The sequence below is a fragment of the Paenibacillus sp. FSL F4-0122 genome, assembly GCF_038002845.1.
Taxonomy (GTDB): domain Bacteria; phylum Bacillota; class Bacilli; order Paenibacillales; family Paenibacillaceae; genus Paenibacillus_AQ; species Paenibacillus_AQ odorifer.
Genome location: NZ_JBBODI010000001.1, coordinates 6,301,372 through 6,315,848, shown reverse-complemented (window position 1 = coordinate 6,315,848; position 14,477 = coordinate 6,301,372). Strand labels below are relative to the sequence as shown.

Genomic DNA, 14,477 nt, shown 5'->3' with positions numbered 1-14,477 from the left:
GGGGCTAATGATGACTATAACCAAAATGCTCGTTGGTAAAGTAACTGATATTGATACAAGGGGTTCACGAACTTTTAGGGTCAATGACATGGAGATCGCGTTATTTCGACTTTCAGATGGTGAGGTTCTTGCGGTAGAGAATAAATGTCCTCATAAAGGTGGCGCATTATCCGAAGGGATGGTATGTGGTACGAAGGTTCACTGTCCTCTGCACGACTGGAAGATTGACCTGCATAGTGGAGTTGCTATGGAGCCAGATAAAGGCTGTGTTGTTACATTTGATGTAGAAATTGATCCTAATAGTGGTTCGATCTATGTAACCATTTAAAGAAAAGACCGTTGAAGGGGGATTAATCATGGATTATATCAAACCACGTGAAGTGCTGAACGCTATGATTGAAAGCGGCAAGAACAAAGCAGAGTTATCTATCCTGCAGTTATTGGTGAGAGGCAGTCTGGGTGGAGCGATTCTGGCTTGTGCTACTACACTTGCATTTACAGCTGCGGCGCAGACCGGGATTCCTATGGTAGGAGCTATTATTTTTCCGGTAGGGTTCGTAATGATTATTCTACTTGGTCTAGAGCTAGTGACAGGCAGTTTTGCGCTGATCCCTCTGGCGGTTCTGGAAAAGAAGACAACAACGAAGCGGATGTTGAACAACTATTTATGGGTTATATTCGGACATCTGCTCGGTTGTGCGGTATACGCTGTTCTTTATGGCCTTACGATTACAAAAATGGGCACAGATATGAGTCATCCAATGATTCAAACCCTCATTAATACAAGTGAGGCCAAGACCATTGCCTATAAAAATATGGGTGGAGACGGAATGCTGTTAGTTATTATTAAAGCCATGCTCTGTAACTGGATGGTTACCTTAGGGGCTGTTATGGCTATGACTTCGAGCTCTACCTCCGGTAAAATCATTGCCATGTGGCTGCCAATCCTAACATTTTTTGGACAGGGGTTTGAGCACACCGTCGTAAATATGTTCGTGATCCCTGCAGGGATGATGCTGGGAGCGAGTGTTAGCTTTGGTGACTGGTGGTTATGGAACGGCATTCCTGTTCTCCTTGGAAATTTTATTGGAGGTGTTCTGTTTACTGGAATTCTATTCTATCTCTCTCAAAAAAATTTCAAGGGCAGTCGCTTAACTCCTGCATCTGATGTATCGACGGGTCGCGGAGATTCTGTTGTGCTGGAACAGGTTGTGTTGGAGAAAACGATATGAAGCCGGGATGCGTAGCTATAGTTGGAGCGGGACCGGGAGATCCAGAACTTATAACGATAAAAGCAATGCGGCGAATCCAAGAAGCAGACGTTATTTTATATGATCGCTTGGTAAATGAAGAATTGCTTAACTATGCCAAAGCCGGAGTAGTAGTAATCTATTGTGGTAAATCTCCAGGCCAGCATTCAATGTCACAGGAGAAAATTAACGGGCTGCTCATTCAATATGCTAGCGAAGGCCATAGAGTGGTCCGACTCAAGGGTGGAGACCCCTTCGTATTCGGCAGAGGCGGGGAAGAAGCACTGGCTGTCGTGCAAGCTGGTATTCCTTATGAAGTCATTCCGGGTATAACTTCCGCAATCGGTATAGCCGCTTCCGCTGGAATTCCCCTGACACATCGTGGTATTGCAGCGTCTTTTGCCGTCGTCACGGGTAGTCGCTGCCCTGAGCATGTTGCCCCTATACAATGGAACCGGTTAGCACATAGTGTAGATACTCTTGTTATTTATATGGGAGTTAGTCAATTAAGCCATATTCGTGAACAACTCTTAATACATGGAAAAGATGCCCAAACACCGATTGCGTTGATTGAGAATGGTACATTTGCTTGCCAACGAACAGTGACAGGCACGCTGGAGAATATCGATAAGCTGGCAGTGGCCACAAAGATTAAAAATCCTGCTCTTATTATAGTAGGGGAAGTTGTGAAGGTGAGAGAGCAGCTGATACATTTACAAGGATTAGTGAGATCGGAAATTAGCTAAACACGGGAAAAGTGCTTGATCACAGTGGATAGCAGATGTCGATGTCATGAAAAGATAAAGGAGCAGCGGTTCTCCAATAATAGGAGAACCGCTGCTCCTTTTTCAGAGCGTTGTTTGGCTGCTTTTACACCGCCGAGTCATATTCAGTCTGCTTAAGCTTAAGGACCCGGATGACGTTATTAGCATGTTTTTAACCATTGAGCATGGTTTCGGACCCCAGTGACACTATTCCATATGAAGAGCTTGATATTGGGTGATTTTGGTGGCAATTGCGGCTATGGAGTCCGTTAACATTCCAAATGTGAGCTAATGCTGCGTATAAGGTCAGCTGAGTCCTATAGCGGAAACGAATCTAGTAAAAACACAATGTTAGTAGGGGATAAGCACAGTCATTTTATGATGCCTCGCATTTAATAAATGGAGAGGATGTGATGAGATGACAGAAGGCGAGTTTATAGCGAAGATTGCAAATTTTGCTGTAAAGGACATGCAGCTCACTAAGGTTCCCGCTTCGTTAACCATTGCTCAAGCGGCTCTGGAGTCAGGCTGGGGCAGCAGTGGATTGACTGTGAAAGCGAATAATTTGTTTGGGATCAAAGGAAGTGGACCTGCTGGCAGCATTACTGTACAAACTACTGAATATATTAACGGTAAAGCTGTTAAAGTTAATGCCCCTTTTCGAGCCTACAACAACTGGGGAGAATCTATCGCGGATCACTCCGAATTGATTGTGAATGGAGTCTCATGGAATCGCAACCTTTACAGCAAGGTTCTCGGTGCGAGTGGCAAGGCGGCCGCACAAGAGATTGCCGCAGCTGGCTACGCTACTGATCCGAACTATGCAGCTAAGCTGATTCAAATTATGAATACCTATAATCTGTATAAATATGATGACAAATCCATGGGAGGAGATGATGAGATGTCCGCAGAGGATAAGCAAAAGCTTGTTAGTCTAGAATCGGAAGTAAAGGAACTGCGTGCCCTTATTGCAGTTCTTACAGCTAGCAGGGATACGCTGAAAACAGGTGTGCAAGAACAGGGGCAGTCGATCACTAAGCTTACAGATCGGGTGGCATTAATTGAAAATCGAGCAGTCATGAATGTCCCTGCATGGGCTGAGGCGGCTGTGAAAACAGCGACTGCGGCAGGACTTCTCGATACTCCATCGGGTGGCAGTTACGATTTCTATCGCATATTAACGGTGCTGAACCGTGCAGGTTTACTTGTAACAGAAAGTAAAAAATGAAATAAGGAGGATTAAAAAACATGTATAATGATGCTCTCAACAGTGTGCTTGCCTTTGCTTCAGTCCTAGCAGTTTTTGTAATGGCACTAGTACAACTTGTGAAGAATAGCATTGAACTTCCGCGGAACATTGTGCCAGTTGTGGGGTTGGCTATTGGCTTGCTGGTTGGAGCAGTTGCCTATCCGTTCACTGATATGAATCTGATTCTGCGACTCTGGGCGGGGGGGCTTGCGGGACTATCAGCGACCGGGTTGTTTGAACTGGCGTTTAATAAAAGGGATGGGACGAAAAAAGATGATAAATAGATTTTGCCTATGAGTTTTATAAAACAATCGTTTTACACTGGTAATGTGGCTATGCATTCTATCGAGAACACTAATATATTATGGTATGCCAATATATAAAGGGGGTGCAACGATGGGAACTTACCTTGATGCAAGAACATCTCAAAATGCCAGCCTCGCCAACTCTATATCTATTCCTATTACGGTACTTAACACGCCGCAGCTCTTTGGACAGATTGGGTTGTTAACGGCTGGAGTGACTACCAATCCACGCGTTCTTCTTAAAGGAACGATATCTGTAACGCTTCCGTTAGCTTTAGTAGGCATCACAATTACGATTGTAAGAGGAACCTTGGCTACTGATCCAAAAGTGTATTCTGCTACTTCTACTTTTTCTCTTAGTCTTCTGGCTCCGCAAGTAATAACCTTTTCAGCAGCGGATTTCTTACCAGCCATTACACCTCAGCTCACTTATACAGCATTTGTATCTTCTAATCTTCTCGGTACAGTACGTGTGGGTCCGGAAAGCTTTGATGGTATTTTAGTTTCTGATTAGATGTTGAGCTCATAACCTCGCTGGTAGCCCAGTGGAGGTCTTTTTTTTAACCGTACGCCCAATCTTCTAGGGGGATAAATACATATTATATATTGTATTCTAAATACGGAGGAGGTCTTCTCATGGGTGCTGAATATGGTCAGGTTGGTGGCGCTTTTACTTCTACAGGCGCAATCTTAGTATTGTTCATCTTATTAGTAATTATTACAAGTGCATGTATGTTCTAAATTTCTAAAATAGCAGGGCTCCATGTTGGCATTTTGCCGACTTGGGGCTTTTTTTGTAAATGTTGTGTCCATTAAAGCAATATAAATTAATAAATTAAAAGAATACTAATCACGTAGTGAATAACATGAGTTTACAATACTGTGATTTTGAATATTCAAATATACATGGTATCTTAGTCTGATAACATAGATTAATACTGTTAAATTTTATTTAGGAGAGAGCTAGTTTGAAGAAAAAAATGATGATCGGAATTTCTTCTGTTATTGTACTTATAATCATTGTTGTGACTGTGGGAAGTTTTTATTTCTATCATGTTGCTATTGCACGTGCTTCAAAGGATTTCTTAAATGAAAGCCCTGACCTGCAGTCCAGTCCAGAGGTAGAACAATCTAAAGATACCTCGAAGGCAGACCAAGAGTGGTGGGATACCCAGAGCTTTGATAGATGGGAGATAGATTCTGATGACGGAATACAGCTTAAAGCGTACTATTTAGCTGCCCCTGAACATTCCGATAAGACAGTGATTGTTGCTCATGGGTATGCTGGAAATGCAACTCAAATGAGTGGATATGCCAGAATGTATTATGAGAGACTTGGATATAATATTTTGCTGCCGGATGCCAGAGGACATGGTGAAAGTGGCGGTGACTATATCGGATTTGGATGGCCTGAACGTAAGGATTACCTGAAGTGGATTCAGAGTGCCCTAAAAGCAAATGGTGAGGATACACAGATCATCCTGCACGGTGTTTCCATGGGGGGAGCTACCGTTATGATGACAAGCGGAGAGGATTTACCAGCTAATGTTAAAGCAATTGTGGAAGATTGCGGTTATACCTCAGTGAAGGACGAGCTTACCTTTCAATTAAAAAGAATATACCATCTCCCCGCCTTTCCAATTGTAGATACGACCAGTATGCTAACAAAGATTCGGGCGGGTTATTCCTTTGGTGAAGCCTCGGCTTTAGAACAGGTGAAGAAATCTAAAACGCCAACCCTGTTTATTCATGGCGATAATGATACTTTTGTTCCTACGGAAATGGTTCATACGGTATATGAGAATAGTCCGGTCGAGAAGGAGCTTTACATCGTTCCTAATGCGGGCCACGGAGAAGCTTTCCGCATGGACCCGGTTAAGTATGAGAGCGTAGTTACTGAGTTTATCGGAAGATTTGTGAAATAGTTGCTGCTGAAAAGGCTGCCGAAAGGGTAGTCTTTTTGTGTTTATAAAACCGTTAAACATAAATTCGGGGCCCTATCTCTAGGGCCCCTTTCATGGGAGAGGAGAAACCGGACGAAGAGCTTATGGGGAAACGTAAGCCTGCTCCGCGGTTGTCTACGACATTTGTGGTGTCGATAATTACATGATGTCCCTGGAAGTCCAATCTTATACATTAAGATGACTTATTTCTCTGAATAAGCTGTTTCGCCTTCTTATTTCATATCTAGACAAATTTTTTATTTCATCGCGCAAATGTGTTACGATAGGCGTGGACTTATGCCCTTTTGGGCATAACAAACAGAGATATAGAGCGGGTGAATAACAGTGAGAGTGGTATCGGGAAGTGCAAAAGGAAGGCCGCTGAAGAGTGTTCCAGGAAGTGGGACAAGGCCTACGACCGATAAGGTGAAGGAAGCTGTATTTAGCATGGTAGGCCCATATTTCGAAGGTGGAGCGGTGCTGGATTTGTTCGCCGGTACTGGTGGTTTGGGGATCGAAGCCTTAAGCAGAGGGATGGAAAGCGGTGTATTTGTTGATATGGATCCTAAAAGTATCGACACGATCCGCGCCAATCTGAAGGCTACCAAGCTGGAAGAACAAGCGCAGGTCTACCGTAATGAAGCTGGAAGGGCGCTAGGTGCGCTGGAGAAGCGGGGAAAAGTTTTTGATTTGGTCTTTTTGGACCCTCCCTATCGCTTGAAGCACGGGGATGAACTTATGCTTATGATGGTCGAAAAAGGAATGCTGCAAGAGGACGCGATTATTGTTCTGGAGCATGAATCAAGTTATGCCTATCCTGAAGATATTCCAGGATTTTATAGGCTGCGTCAGGCCGTATACGGAGAAACGACAATTTCTATTTACCAGTATGAAGCTAATCCTACAGAGGAAAGTGAAGCTGGTGAGGAGGTAGAGAATGAGTCAGCAAATTAGAAAAGAACGTGTTGCCATTTATCCAGGTACCTTTGATCCCGTGACTATGGGACATATGGATATTATTCGGCGCGCATCCAAGCAATTCGACCGTTTGATTGTAACGGTGCTTAATAATTTGAGTAAAAACCCGCTGTTTACTGTAGATGAACGGACAGAGCTATTAAGACAGGCGACCGCTGATATTCCCAATGTGGAAATTGACAGCTTCCGTGATCTGTTAGTGAATTATGTTCGTCAAAAAGATGCTCAGGTCATAGTTCGGGGTATCCGTACCGTTACTGACTTTGAATATGAGCTGCAAAACGCATCGATCAACCATAGCCTGGATCCCGATGCGGAAACGATTTTTATGATGACTAATCCGAAATATTCCTACTTAAGTTCCAGTGTTGTTAAAGAGATCGCCCATTTCGGCGGGAATGTGACTGATTTTGTGACGCCTGAGGTTGAACAAGCGATGAAGCGTAAATTTAACCGAGTCGATGGCGAATAGTACTTACCAGATAAGTTCCAGCAGATAATCCCAACAGTATGATGAGCAGAAGTGCTTGCAGACTTAGCAGCTGTGGAAAAGAGCTCCATATGTCCGTAACATTCATGGTGCCGGTTGGAGTCGGGCGTGAGTCTGCAAGTGCTGGTAAAGCAGCTTTACGGATAGCCAGCAATGGTTTCCAGAGCAATAAAGTTAACAGAAAAGCATAAAGTCCATGCATCAGACGAACCGTAGCGTAGGGTAGAAATCTGACTCTGGCTTGTTTGAGCATGGTCAGCACCTGTAGTTGTGCACATAGTCCGCTCCAGCCCAGTGCAGCAGACAGCAAAGCTATCCCGAGCATACTAGAGGGACCTGTTCCAATGCTTTCCAGCCCTTTGCTGATTGCGTCGGCGCCTAAATGAATTTCCAGTAGGCTTGCTGGCAGAGCAGCTGGCAATGCGGGAAGTACAGTAGTGATGATATTGATGACTACAGCGAACATAATCATGTAACCGCCCACGACCATCAGACTTTGCACGGCATTAGCTACGGACTCACCGAGAAGCTTGCCGAAGCTGCGACCGTCTTTTGCTCTGGCATCTGTTGCTGCAAGCTGAACACGACTATATAAAGAAGGACGTTTGGTGTCCGCAGAAATCTTATCAACTGGTTTCGTGTTCGCTGACCGTCCCTTTAACAGAGCATCGGTATAGCTGGCTAGAAGTCCAGAGATCCAATGGATGGCCAGCAGGAAATAACCTGCTGAATTACTGTGTAGAAAAGCTATGCCAATTACTATAAGCATGGTTACTGGGCTGGCGAAGTGTGTAAGTGCTGCAAGTCGAGCGGCTTCCTTGTCAGAGATGCTGTTCTGCTTGTGTAGCTGCATGACCCCTCCAGCTCCACCGGGGAATCCGGCTGTGATTCCGAGTGCCAAGGTCCAGCCGCTGGCACCGGGCAGACGAAAGACCTTTTTCATCAATGGCTCCAGAAGCACTCCAAAACCATGCACGAAACCCGAAGCGGTAAGCATCTCTGACAGCATCAGGAAGGGGAGCAGGGCAGGGAATACGAGTGTCCACCAAAGCTTCAATCCTTGGAGTGAAGCCTCAAAGGAGCTCTCCGGTGAGATAATAATTGCAATGGCTATCAGGATTGCCATAATCCCGGGTATAAATGGTGTGGAGCGTGTAGCTAGTCGGCGTATTTGAATATTTTTCATTTCTCAGATCACCTCTTCATAACTTAAGGCATGGACGATGTGTTATCAATTTATGCAGAGTAGACAACCATCATGCCAAACCACTAGTCGAAGCGGTAATGAAGTTCAATCATTCATATCCTAAATGTGCCGCGGGAAAGAAGGGAAGAGCAGTGAAGCAACTGAAGCATCGGCCGGGTTTCCGCGCCACAGCTTATCTGTTTACGTTTGTAGTTATCGTGTATGTATTTGTCTTTATGAACACCCCGTACATCGTATATCAGCCAGGCAGTGCATCTGAAGTTGCCCCTATGATTAAGGTGGAGAATGCCGATCCGGCTGAAGAAGGAACGTTTATGATGACTACGGTGTCTGCTAGTTATGCTAATGTGGCCTTATTGGTCGCCTCTGCTTTTAATTCCAATTCAGAGGTTGTGCGAAAAGAAACCCGGCTAGGGGATAAGTCAGAAGACGAATATGCTGCGGAGCAGGTTTTTTACATGAATAGCTCACAGTCTTATTCTGTTCAGGCCGCTTATCATGCAGCGGGAATTCCATATGAGGATGTAGTGGATTATCTCTACGTCTTTTCGGTTCCTGTAGAAAGTAATAAGGGACAATTTCTGCCGGGTGATAAAATCATTAGCGTAGAAGGACAAAAAGTGCCCGATCCTGAAGCACTGTCTAAACTGCTCTCCACTAAAAAAATCGGAGATCAAGTCGCTGTTGTTTTGCAAAGAAATGGCAAGGAAGTTAAAGAACGAGTGACGCTGGTTGAAATAAAGGATAAAGAGAGCGCGGCCGTTCGACCTGGTTTTGGAGTCACTATTGCCGCCGTTCAAAAAGTAAAACCAAAAGAAGCAGGGAAAGCTGTCAGTTTTGTAGATACAAATGTTGGCGGACCTTCGGCAGGGCTAATGTTCACTATGGAAATTTACAATCGCCTTACTTCTGGTGATTTAACTAAAGGCCATAGGGTTGCAGGGACGGGTACGATTAACGCTGAGGGTGTGGTAGGTGCTATCGGTGGAGTGAAACACAAGATCGTGGCTGCGGACCGAGAAGGGGCGGAGATTTTTTTCGTGCCTGTTAAGAATTATGACGAAGCCAAAGCAAAAGCTGATAAAATCGGCACATCTATGAAGCTGGTGCCTGTATCTACGCTGGATGAGGCGCTGAAGTATATGGAGGAACTGCCGGTCAAACCATGACCGGAGGTTCCAAATAATCGCGGTACATATCAATTCTGCGGGGTTCCTTAAAAGCTCCCGCGAAAGCGGAAGCGGCTTGAAGATCTCGCTCAAGCTGCGGATGGGAACAAAGGGACGGGCGCATGACGATGGGCAACGTAGCTTTTTGTTTCATCTCTTTAAGCAGTGCTCGTCCGCTTTCTCTAAAACCAAGAATGCGAATATATCCGGGCCCCTCTGCTAGTATGGAAGGGGTCAGTTCTTTTTTAGAATGATTTAACAGAACATGTAGCAGCAGCCGTTGGAGCCGTGTATGCGTGTAGCGCTTACTCTTAAGGGTGTGAAGCAGGCCTGAAACAGAGAATTGCTCCAACTCAGGTAAAAGCCGCAGTATCCGGTTTTCCAAGCCTTCATTCATATCGTGGATTGCTTGTAACTCGGCAACGGTATGGGTAGACAGCAGATGGCGGAGAGGGATATTGAAGCTCTCTAAGCTCAGAGGACCCCTTCCGGCTGCATGCTCTCTTTCCAAAATGGACACGCTATAATCCGGCATATAAGCAGCAGGAGAGCCACCTTCTTGCAGCAGCTTGCGGATGGCCGTCGCACTTGCAATAGAAGAGTCGGCTTGTAATGGATCATGGAAGCCTGCTGCCGTGCGCGGAACGGTTAGTGGCATTATCTTGCTGTGCAGCCGCTGCAAGGCGATAAGATAATGCAGGCCAAGGCTGTTATTCGGCTGGCGTAGCAGCTCGCCTGCATCTCCGGGACTCTCCGTTTCCGGGAGAGTCCCTTCAAAGGCCACCGCCGCCGCTGCGCTGTAGGCGGCGGGAAAGCTTGCTCCGAGCGCCATGCGGCGGCGGATCTCGCTCTGAAGCTCGCTACTTTCCTCAGCCAGATATCTGGCCAGCGGGAGCAGCGAGCCCAAAGTGCCGGCTTCGGAGCCGAAGCACAAGCTGTCCACGACCCCGGTCGCTTCCAGCAGTGCAACTGCTCCGAACGCGAACCACTCGGCTGGCTGGACGGCATAGGCCACCGGCAGCTCAATGACGAGGTCGGCGCCCATATGCAGCGCCATCTCTGTCCGGGCCTGCTTGCTAACCGCCGCCGGCTCGCCGCGCTGGGTAAAGGGACCACTCATGACGACGATGGTGCGCTCTGCGCCGGAGAGTCTTTTGGCTTCCGTGAAGTGATGCACGTGTCCGTTATGTAAGGGATTGTATTCTGCGATGATTCCAACCGTTGTCACTGTGGCTTCCCTCCGATAAGTAAGGTATATTTATTGAGTTTAGTAGGGTAGATTTCTAGAGATACTGTTAGCACAAGCTGATCTTTTGATTTACACTAATAGTTATATCATAATTCACCGCATTTTCTGAAACAATATAAAGGGAAAATGGTTGACAAAGGTATAGAATACTAGGTATAATAAATTTTGTTTGTTTGGGAGTGATAAGTATGCAGATTCACTTTCGCAAATTAGCGAATGCCGACGAACCGTTACATATTCACGATGTTGTGGATGTCAGCGAGGTAGTCAAAGGGCGCAAGGATATTCTAACTGTTGCTCCGCTCTCAGTAGACCTTAAAGCGCTGCCCGCGGGAACCGATTGTGTGAACGTGGTGGGGAAACTGAGTGGAGATGTGGACATGTTATGTTCACGTTGTCTCACGGAGGTCAAAAGTGATTTGAACATTCCTTTTGCTGAGACTTTCAAGTGGCTTAAGCAGCCAGTTCTTCCAGATGATGACGAAGATGAGGATCTCATTTACGTCAAGGATGAGGTTGTGGATCTTATCCCGTATGTGGAAGAAAATTTCGTACTGCACTTACCGGATTCGGTATTGTGCAAGGCAGACTGTCTTGGTCTTTGTCAGAAATGCGGACAGAACTTGAACGAAGGCACCTGCAGTTGCGACAACACAGTGATCGATCCTCGACTCGCTGGGTTGAAAGACTTTTTCAAATGAAACATTACAACAAAACACATCCTGCTCTGAGGAGCAGGCTGACAGAAATATCACGAGGAGGTGGAACACATGGCAGTACCACAACGTAGAACGTCTAAAACACGCCGTGACAAACGTCGCACCCACTTTAAGTTGGTTGTGCCGGGCATGGTGAAATGTGAACAATGCGGAGAGTTGAAACTAGCTCACCACGTATGCAAAGTTTGCGGAACTTACAAAGCAAGAGAAATCATCAAACAATAGTTTCAGAATAAGTAGTACTTCACTTCGGTGAGGTACTATTTTTTTGCTTAAATATAATAAAGATAGGGTTTGCACCTGTACTTTATGTTCCGCTCAGAAGTCAATGCTTTATTTTTGGTGCGGCATGCTTTATACTACATATTAGTACCTGGTTCTAAATAATATTTATGATTGTTTGACCTAATATAACAGCGGCCATTCAAGAGGCCGGATGCTTTCTTTAAAATATAAGGAAGTATAAGTTATGCACCTATACTTTATGTCTTATATTTCTCGCTTAAACGCTTACCGTCCTTATTAGGACGCCGAAGGCGTTTACGCTTGGCATGTGCCAGGAGGTGAGCCGCTATCGAGCGGATGTCCAAGAAAGAACGTCAGCAACAGCTGCTACATATAATTGCAGGCAATCCTTTTGTGACTGATCGGGAGTTGACTCGTCAGCTGAAGGTGAGCATTCAGACGATTCGGTTAGACCGGATGGAGCTGGGAATACCAGAACTGCGTGAAAGAATGAAACAAATGGCAGAGCATTCCTATGATCAGGTGCGCTCTTTGCCTGCGGATGAAGTGATCGGAGATATTGTGGATTTACAGCTCGATAAGAGCGGGATTTCGATCTTTGAAATTCGTGAGGATCATGTCTTTTCCAGAAATGGGATCGCCCGTGGCCACTACGTGTTTGCTCAAGCCAACTCGCTTGCGGTTGCTGTGATTAACGATGAAATTGCCTTGACTGCTTCAGCCGACATACGCTTTGTTCGTATGGTTCTGCTTGGTGAGAAGTGCATTGCTAAAGCTCAAGTGCGGTCACTTGCAGGCAGAGGCGGCAAAGCAGAGGTGGACGTATTCACCTATGTCGGAGAAGAATTGGTATTTCAAGGCCACTTTATAGTGTATCGTTCCGCTAATGAAGAGTATAGTGAAGGGGGTAACCGTAGTGCTGATCGCCATTGATGCCATGGGCGGGGACAACGCTCCTGAATGTAATGTCGAGGGGGCGTTGTCCGCGGCCGCGGAATGGAAAGATACGCAGATTGTGCTCGTAGGTGACGAAGCCAGACTAGAGCCGCTGCTGAAGGACAAGCCGTCCAACCTTAGTGTGCGGCATGCAGGAGATGTTATTGGTTCTGATGAAGAGCCGGTTAAGGCGGTTCGCCGCAAAAAAGATTCATCCATGGTTGTAGCTGGACGTATGGTGCGTGAGGGCGAAGCAGATGCTATGATTTCATCAGGTAACACAGGGGCGCTTATGACTACAGGGTTACTCGTAGTGGGCCGTATGCAGGGGATTGAACGTCCTGCGCTGGCACCTATGATTCCGACACTTGATGATGTTGGCGTGCTTGCGCTTGATCTTGGTGCTAACATGGATGCGAAACCTGAACATCTGGTGCAATATGCGCTGATGGGCAGCATTTATCGGAATAAAGTGCACGGTATTGCTAAGCCGCGGGTTGGACTTCTAAATGTAGGAACGGAGCCTGGAAAAGGCAACGAGCTGACCAAAGAAGCCTATCCACTGCTGGAGAACTTGCCAGGCATTCATTTTATCGGTAATGTTGAGGCACGCGACGTACTGACAGGAAACTGCGATGTGCTTGTCTGCGATGGATTTGCTGGTAATATCCTATTGAAGTCGCTTGAGGGTACAGCAGGTGCATTGTTCTCTTTGCTGAAGGAGCAATTCAGTCGTTCTCTGAAAACTAAGCTTGGAGCGGCTATGCTGATGCCGGAGCTTAGAGCCCTGAAGGGCAAGATGGATTACAAAGAGCATGGTGGTGCACCGCTGCTTGGTCTTAGCGGATTGGTAGTTAAGGGGCACGGATCTTCAGACGGAAATGCGGTTAAAAATGCGGTAAGACAAGCGCGGATTGCTCTGCAAGCCGATCTTGTGCCAAGTATATCCAAGGAAATTAGCGGGAAGTGAGTGACGAAATGAAACAGTTGCGGCCGGTTGGGATTATCGGTACGGGTAAATATGTACCTGAGAAAATTTTAACAAACAGTGATCTAGAAAAAATAGTGGAGACTAACGATGAATGGATCGTCAGTCGGACAGGGATCCGTGAAAGACATATCGCTGCACCACATGAGGCAACTTCTGATTTAGCCTATGAAGCTGCACTTAAAGCTTTGGATTCTGCAGGCATGAAAGCTGAAGATCTGGATCTTATTATTATTGCAACGGTAACCCCTGATAGCTCCTTTCCTTCCACAGCCTGCATTTTGCAGGATAAACTTGGAGCTAAAGGTGCTGCGGCATTTGACTTGTCAGCAGCCTGCTCTGGTTTTGTATACAGCCTAGCTACTGCGGTTGGCTTTATTCAGAACGGAATGTACAATAATGCACTCATAATTGGTGCGGACACTTTATCCCGCATCACTGATTATACGGATCGTAACACCTGTGTACTGTTTGGCGATGGTGCAGGAGCAGTAATCATCGGTGAGGTTCCAGAGGGACGCGGTTTCCAATCCTTCGATCTGGGTGCTGAAGGTTCTGGAGGAAACTTGCTTAAGCTGGAAGCTGGGGGCTCGCGCTTGCCTGCATCTCAGCAGACGGTTGAAGACAAGAAACATTTCATTTATATGAATGGCCGTGAAGTGTTTAAGTTTGCCGTTCGTGTTATGGGCTCAGCTACAGAACGTGTGCTAACTAAAGCCGGATTAGGTAAAGAAGATATTGATTTGTTCGTGCCGCATCAAGCGAATATTCGTATCATTCAATCCGCTATGCAGCGGCTTGACCTGCCACCGGAGAAATGTGTAATCAATGTTGATAAATATGCTAATACATCAGCAGCTTCTATTCCTCTAGCTCTAGTGGAAGCGGCGGAAGAAGGACGCATGAAGGAAGGCGACACGGTTCTGATGGTTGGATTCGGCGGTGGCTTGACTTGGGGCGCGTCCGTATTGATCTGGTAATAGA

The 14,477-nt window shown here is 46.1% G+C and carries 18 protein-coding genes; 16 read left to right on the top strand and 2 right to left on the bottom strand.

Annotation, left to right across the window (positions count from 1 at the left end):
- The first annotated feature begins 7 nt into the window (after positions 1 to 7).
- The 10 genes from nirD (at position 8) to coaD (ending at position 6,961) form a co-directional block, all read left to right on the top strand.
- On the top strand, positions 8 to 328 hold the full coding sequence (gene nirD, locus MHH49_RS27695; RefSeq protein ID WP_036686460.1) for a nitrite reductase small subunit NirD: 321 nt from the start codon (positions 8 to 10) through the stop codon (positions 326 to 328).
- A gap of 28 nt (positions 329 to 356) precedes the next feature.
- A complete protein-coding gene (locus MHH49_RS27690) occupies positions 357 to 1,232 on the top strand; it encodes a formate/nitrite transporter family protein (protein WP_076143994.1) in 876 nt (291 codons plus the stop codon).
- A complete protein-coding gene (gene cobA / locus MHH49_RS27685) occupies positions 1,229 to 1,996 on the top strand; it encodes a uroporphyrinogen-III C-methyltransferase (RefSeq protein WP_076101773.1) in 768 nt (255 codons plus the stop codon). The genes MHH49_RS27690 and cobA overlap by 4 nt, the downstream gene beginning before the upstream one ends.
- 436 nt (positions 1,997 to 2,432) lie before the next feature.
- The gene (locus MHH49_RS27680; protein ID WP_341138689.1) at positions 2,433 to 3,242 is read left to right on the top strand and encodes a glycoside hydrolase family 73 protein; all 810 of its coding nucleotides are present in this window, start codon (positions 2,433 to 2,435) and stop codon (positions 3,240 to 3,242) included.
- A gap of 20 nt (positions 3,243 to 3,262) precedes the next feature.
- Positions 3,263 to 3,547, top strand: a complete 285-nt coding sequence (locus tag MHH49_RS27675) for a holin (RefSeq protein ID WP_076101776.1) — start codon at positions 3,263 to 3,265, stop codon at positions 3,545 to 3,547.
- 112 nt (positions 3,548 to 3,659) lie between these two features.
- A complete protein-coding gene (locus MHH49_RS27670) occupies positions 3,660 to 4,082 on the top strand; it encodes a hypothetical protein (RefSeq protein WP_036686469.1) in 423 nt (140 codons plus the stop codon).
- Positions 4,083 to 4,204: 122 nt separating this feature from the next.
- A complete protein-coding gene (locus MHH49_RS27665) occupies positions 4,205 to 4,309 on the top strand; it encodes a sporulation protein YjcZ (RefSeq protein WP_080742482.1) in 105 nt (34 codons plus the stop codon).
- Positions 4,310 to 4,536: 227 nt separating this feature from the next.
- Entirely contained in the window at positions 4,537 to 5,493 is a 957-nt protein-coding gene (locus tag MHH49_RS27660; protein WP_341138688.1) for an alpha/beta hydrolase, read from the top strand.
- Positions 5,494 to 5,856: 363 nt separating this feature from the next.
- Positions 5,857 to 6,465 carry a 16S rRNA (guanine(966)-N(2))-methyltransferase RsmD gene (gene rsmD / locus MHH49_RS27655; protein WP_036686473.1) on the top strand — a complete coding sequence of 203 codons (609 nt, stop codon included), beginning with the start codon at positions 5,857 to 5,859 and terminating at the stop codon, positions 6,463 to 6,465.
- On the top strand, positions 6,449 to 6,961 hold the full coding sequence (coaD, locus tag MHH49_RS27650) for a pantetheine-phosphate adenylyltransferase (protein ID WP_036686476.1): 513 nt from the start codon (positions 6,449 to 6,451) through the stop codon (positions 6,959 to 6,961). The genes rsmD and coaD overlap by 17 nt, the downstream gene beginning before the upstream one ends.
- Here coaD and MHH49_RS27645 read toward each other — a convergent pair.
- Positions 6,939 to 8,165, bottom strand: coding sequence for a nucleoside recognition domain-containing protein (locus tag MHH49_RS27645; protein ID WP_051491461.1), 1,227 nt, complete (start codon positions 8,163 to 8,165; stop codon positions 6,939 to 6,941). The genes coaD and MHH49_RS27645 overlap by 23 nt on opposite strands.
- A gap of 152 nt (positions 8,166 to 8,317) precedes the next feature.
- Here MHH49_RS27645 and MHH49_RS27640 point away from each other — a divergent pair, with 152 nt between their 5' ends.
- Positions 8,318 to 9,355 (top strand): SepM family pheromone-processing serine protease, encoded by a 1,038-nt coding sequence (locus MHH49_RS27640; RefSeq protein WP_341138687.1) that lies wholly within the window; start codon positions 8,318 to 8,320, stop codon positions 9,353 to 9,355.
- Here the strand turns inward: MHH49_RS27640 and MHH49_RS27635 are convergent.
- Complete coding sequence (locus MHH49_RS27635; protein WP_341138686.1) at positions 9,345 to 10,583, bottom strand: nucleotidyltransferase; 1,239 nt, start codon at positions 10,581 to 10,583, stop codon at positions 9,345 to 9,347. The genes MHH49_RS27640 and MHH49_RS27635 overlap by 11 nt on opposite strands.
- Positions 10,584 to 10,792: 209 nt before the next feature.
- Here MHH49_RS27635 and MHH49_RS27630 point away from each other — a divergent pair, with 209 nt between their 5' ends.
- The 5 genes from MHH49_RS27630 (at position 10,793) to MHH49_RS27610 (ending at position 14,473) form a co-directional block, all read left to right on the top strand.
- On the top strand, positions 10,793 to 11,305 hold the full coding sequence (locus tag MHH49_RS27630; protein ID WP_036686482.1) for a YceD family protein: 513 nt from the start codon (positions 10,793 to 10,795) through the stop codon (positions 11,303 to 11,305).
- A gap of 69 nt (positions 11,306 to 11,374) precedes the next feature.
- Positions 11,375 to 11,548, top strand: a complete 174-nt coding sequence (rpmF, locus tag MHH49_RS27625) for a 50S ribosomal protein L32 (protein ID WP_019911234.1) — start codon at positions 11,375 to 11,377, stop codon at positions 11,546 to 11,548.
- A gap of 357 nt (positions 11,549 to 11,905) precedes the next feature.
- Positions 11,906 to 12,502 (top strand): transcription factor FapR, encoded by a 597-nt coding sequence (fapR, locus tag MHH49_RS27620; RefSeq protein WP_036686484.1) that lies wholly within the window; start codon positions 11,906 to 11,908, stop codon positions 12,500 to 12,502.
- On the top strand, positions 12,486 to 13,475 hold the full coding sequence (gene plsX, locus MHH49_RS27615) for a phosphate acyltransferase PlsX (protein WP_038570599.1): 990 nt from the start codon (positions 12,486 to 12,488) through the stop codon (positions 13,473 to 13,475). Before fapR ends, plsX begins: the two co-directional genes overlap by 17 nt.
- An 8-nt stretch (positions 13,476 to 13,483) precedes the next feature.
- Complete coding sequence (locus MHH49_RS27610) at positions 13,484 to 14,473, top strand: beta-ketoacyl-ACP synthase III (RefSeq protein WP_139329841.1); 990 nt, start codon at positions 13,484 to 13,486, stop codon at positions 14,471 to 14,473.
- The last annotated feature ends 4 nt before the right edge of the window (positions 14,474 to 14,477 follow it).

Excerpts from the sequence above, each read along its gene's own strand:
- cobA (WP_076101773.1), top strand. The coding sequence starts at position 1,229 with ATGAAGCCGGGATGCGTAGCTATAGTTGGAGCGGGACCGGGAGATCCA.
- MHH49_RS27610 (WP_139329841.1), top strand. The coding sequence starts at position 13,484 with ATGAAACAGTTGCGGCCGGTTGGGATTATCGGTACGGGTAAATATGTA.
- MHH49_RS27690 (WP_076143994.1), top strand. The coding sequence starts at position 357 with ATGGATTATATCAAACCACGTGAAGTGCTGAACGCTATGATTGAAAGC.
- MHH49_RS27680 (WP_341138689.1), top strand. The coding sequence starts at position 2,433 with ATGACAGAAGGCGAGTTTATAGCGAAGATTGCAAATTTTGCTGTAAAG.
- fapR (WP_036686484.1), top strand. The coding sequence starts at position 11,906 with ATGTCCAAGAAAGAACGTCAGCAACAGCTGCTACATATAATTGCAGGC.
- MHH49_RS27675 (WP_076101776.1), top strand. The coding sequence starts at position 3,263 with ATGTATAATGATGCTCTCAACAGTGTGCTTGCCTTTGCTTCAGTCCTA.
- MHH49_RS27670 (WP_036686469.1), top strand. The coding sequence starts at position 3,660 with ATGGGAACTTACCTTGATGCAAGAACATCTCAAAATGCCAGCCTCGCC.
- rpmF (WP_019911234.1), top strand. The coding sequence starts at position 11,375 with ATGGCAGTACCACAACGTAGAACGTCTAAAACACGCCGTGACAAACGT.
- coaD (WP_036686476.1), top strand. The coding sequence starts at position 6,449 with ATGAGTCAGCAAATTAGAAAAGAACGTGTTGCCATTTATCCAGGTACC.
- MHH49_RS27630 (WP_036686482.1), top strand. The coding sequence starts at position 10,793 with ATGCAGATTCACTTTCGCAAATTAGCGAATGCCGACGAACCGTTACAT.
- MHH49_RS27645 (WP_051491461.1), bottom strand. The coding sequence starts at position 8,165 with ATGAAAAATATTCAAATACGCCGACTAGCTACACGCTCCACACCATTT.
- nirD (WP_036686460.1), top strand. The coding sequence starts at position 8 with ATGATGACTATAACCAAAATGCTCGTTGGTAAAGTAACTGATATTGAT.
- MHH49_RS27665 (WP_080742482.1), top strand. The coding sequence starts at position 4,205 with ATGGGTGCTGAATATGGTCAGGTTGGTGGCGCTTTTACTTCTACAGGC.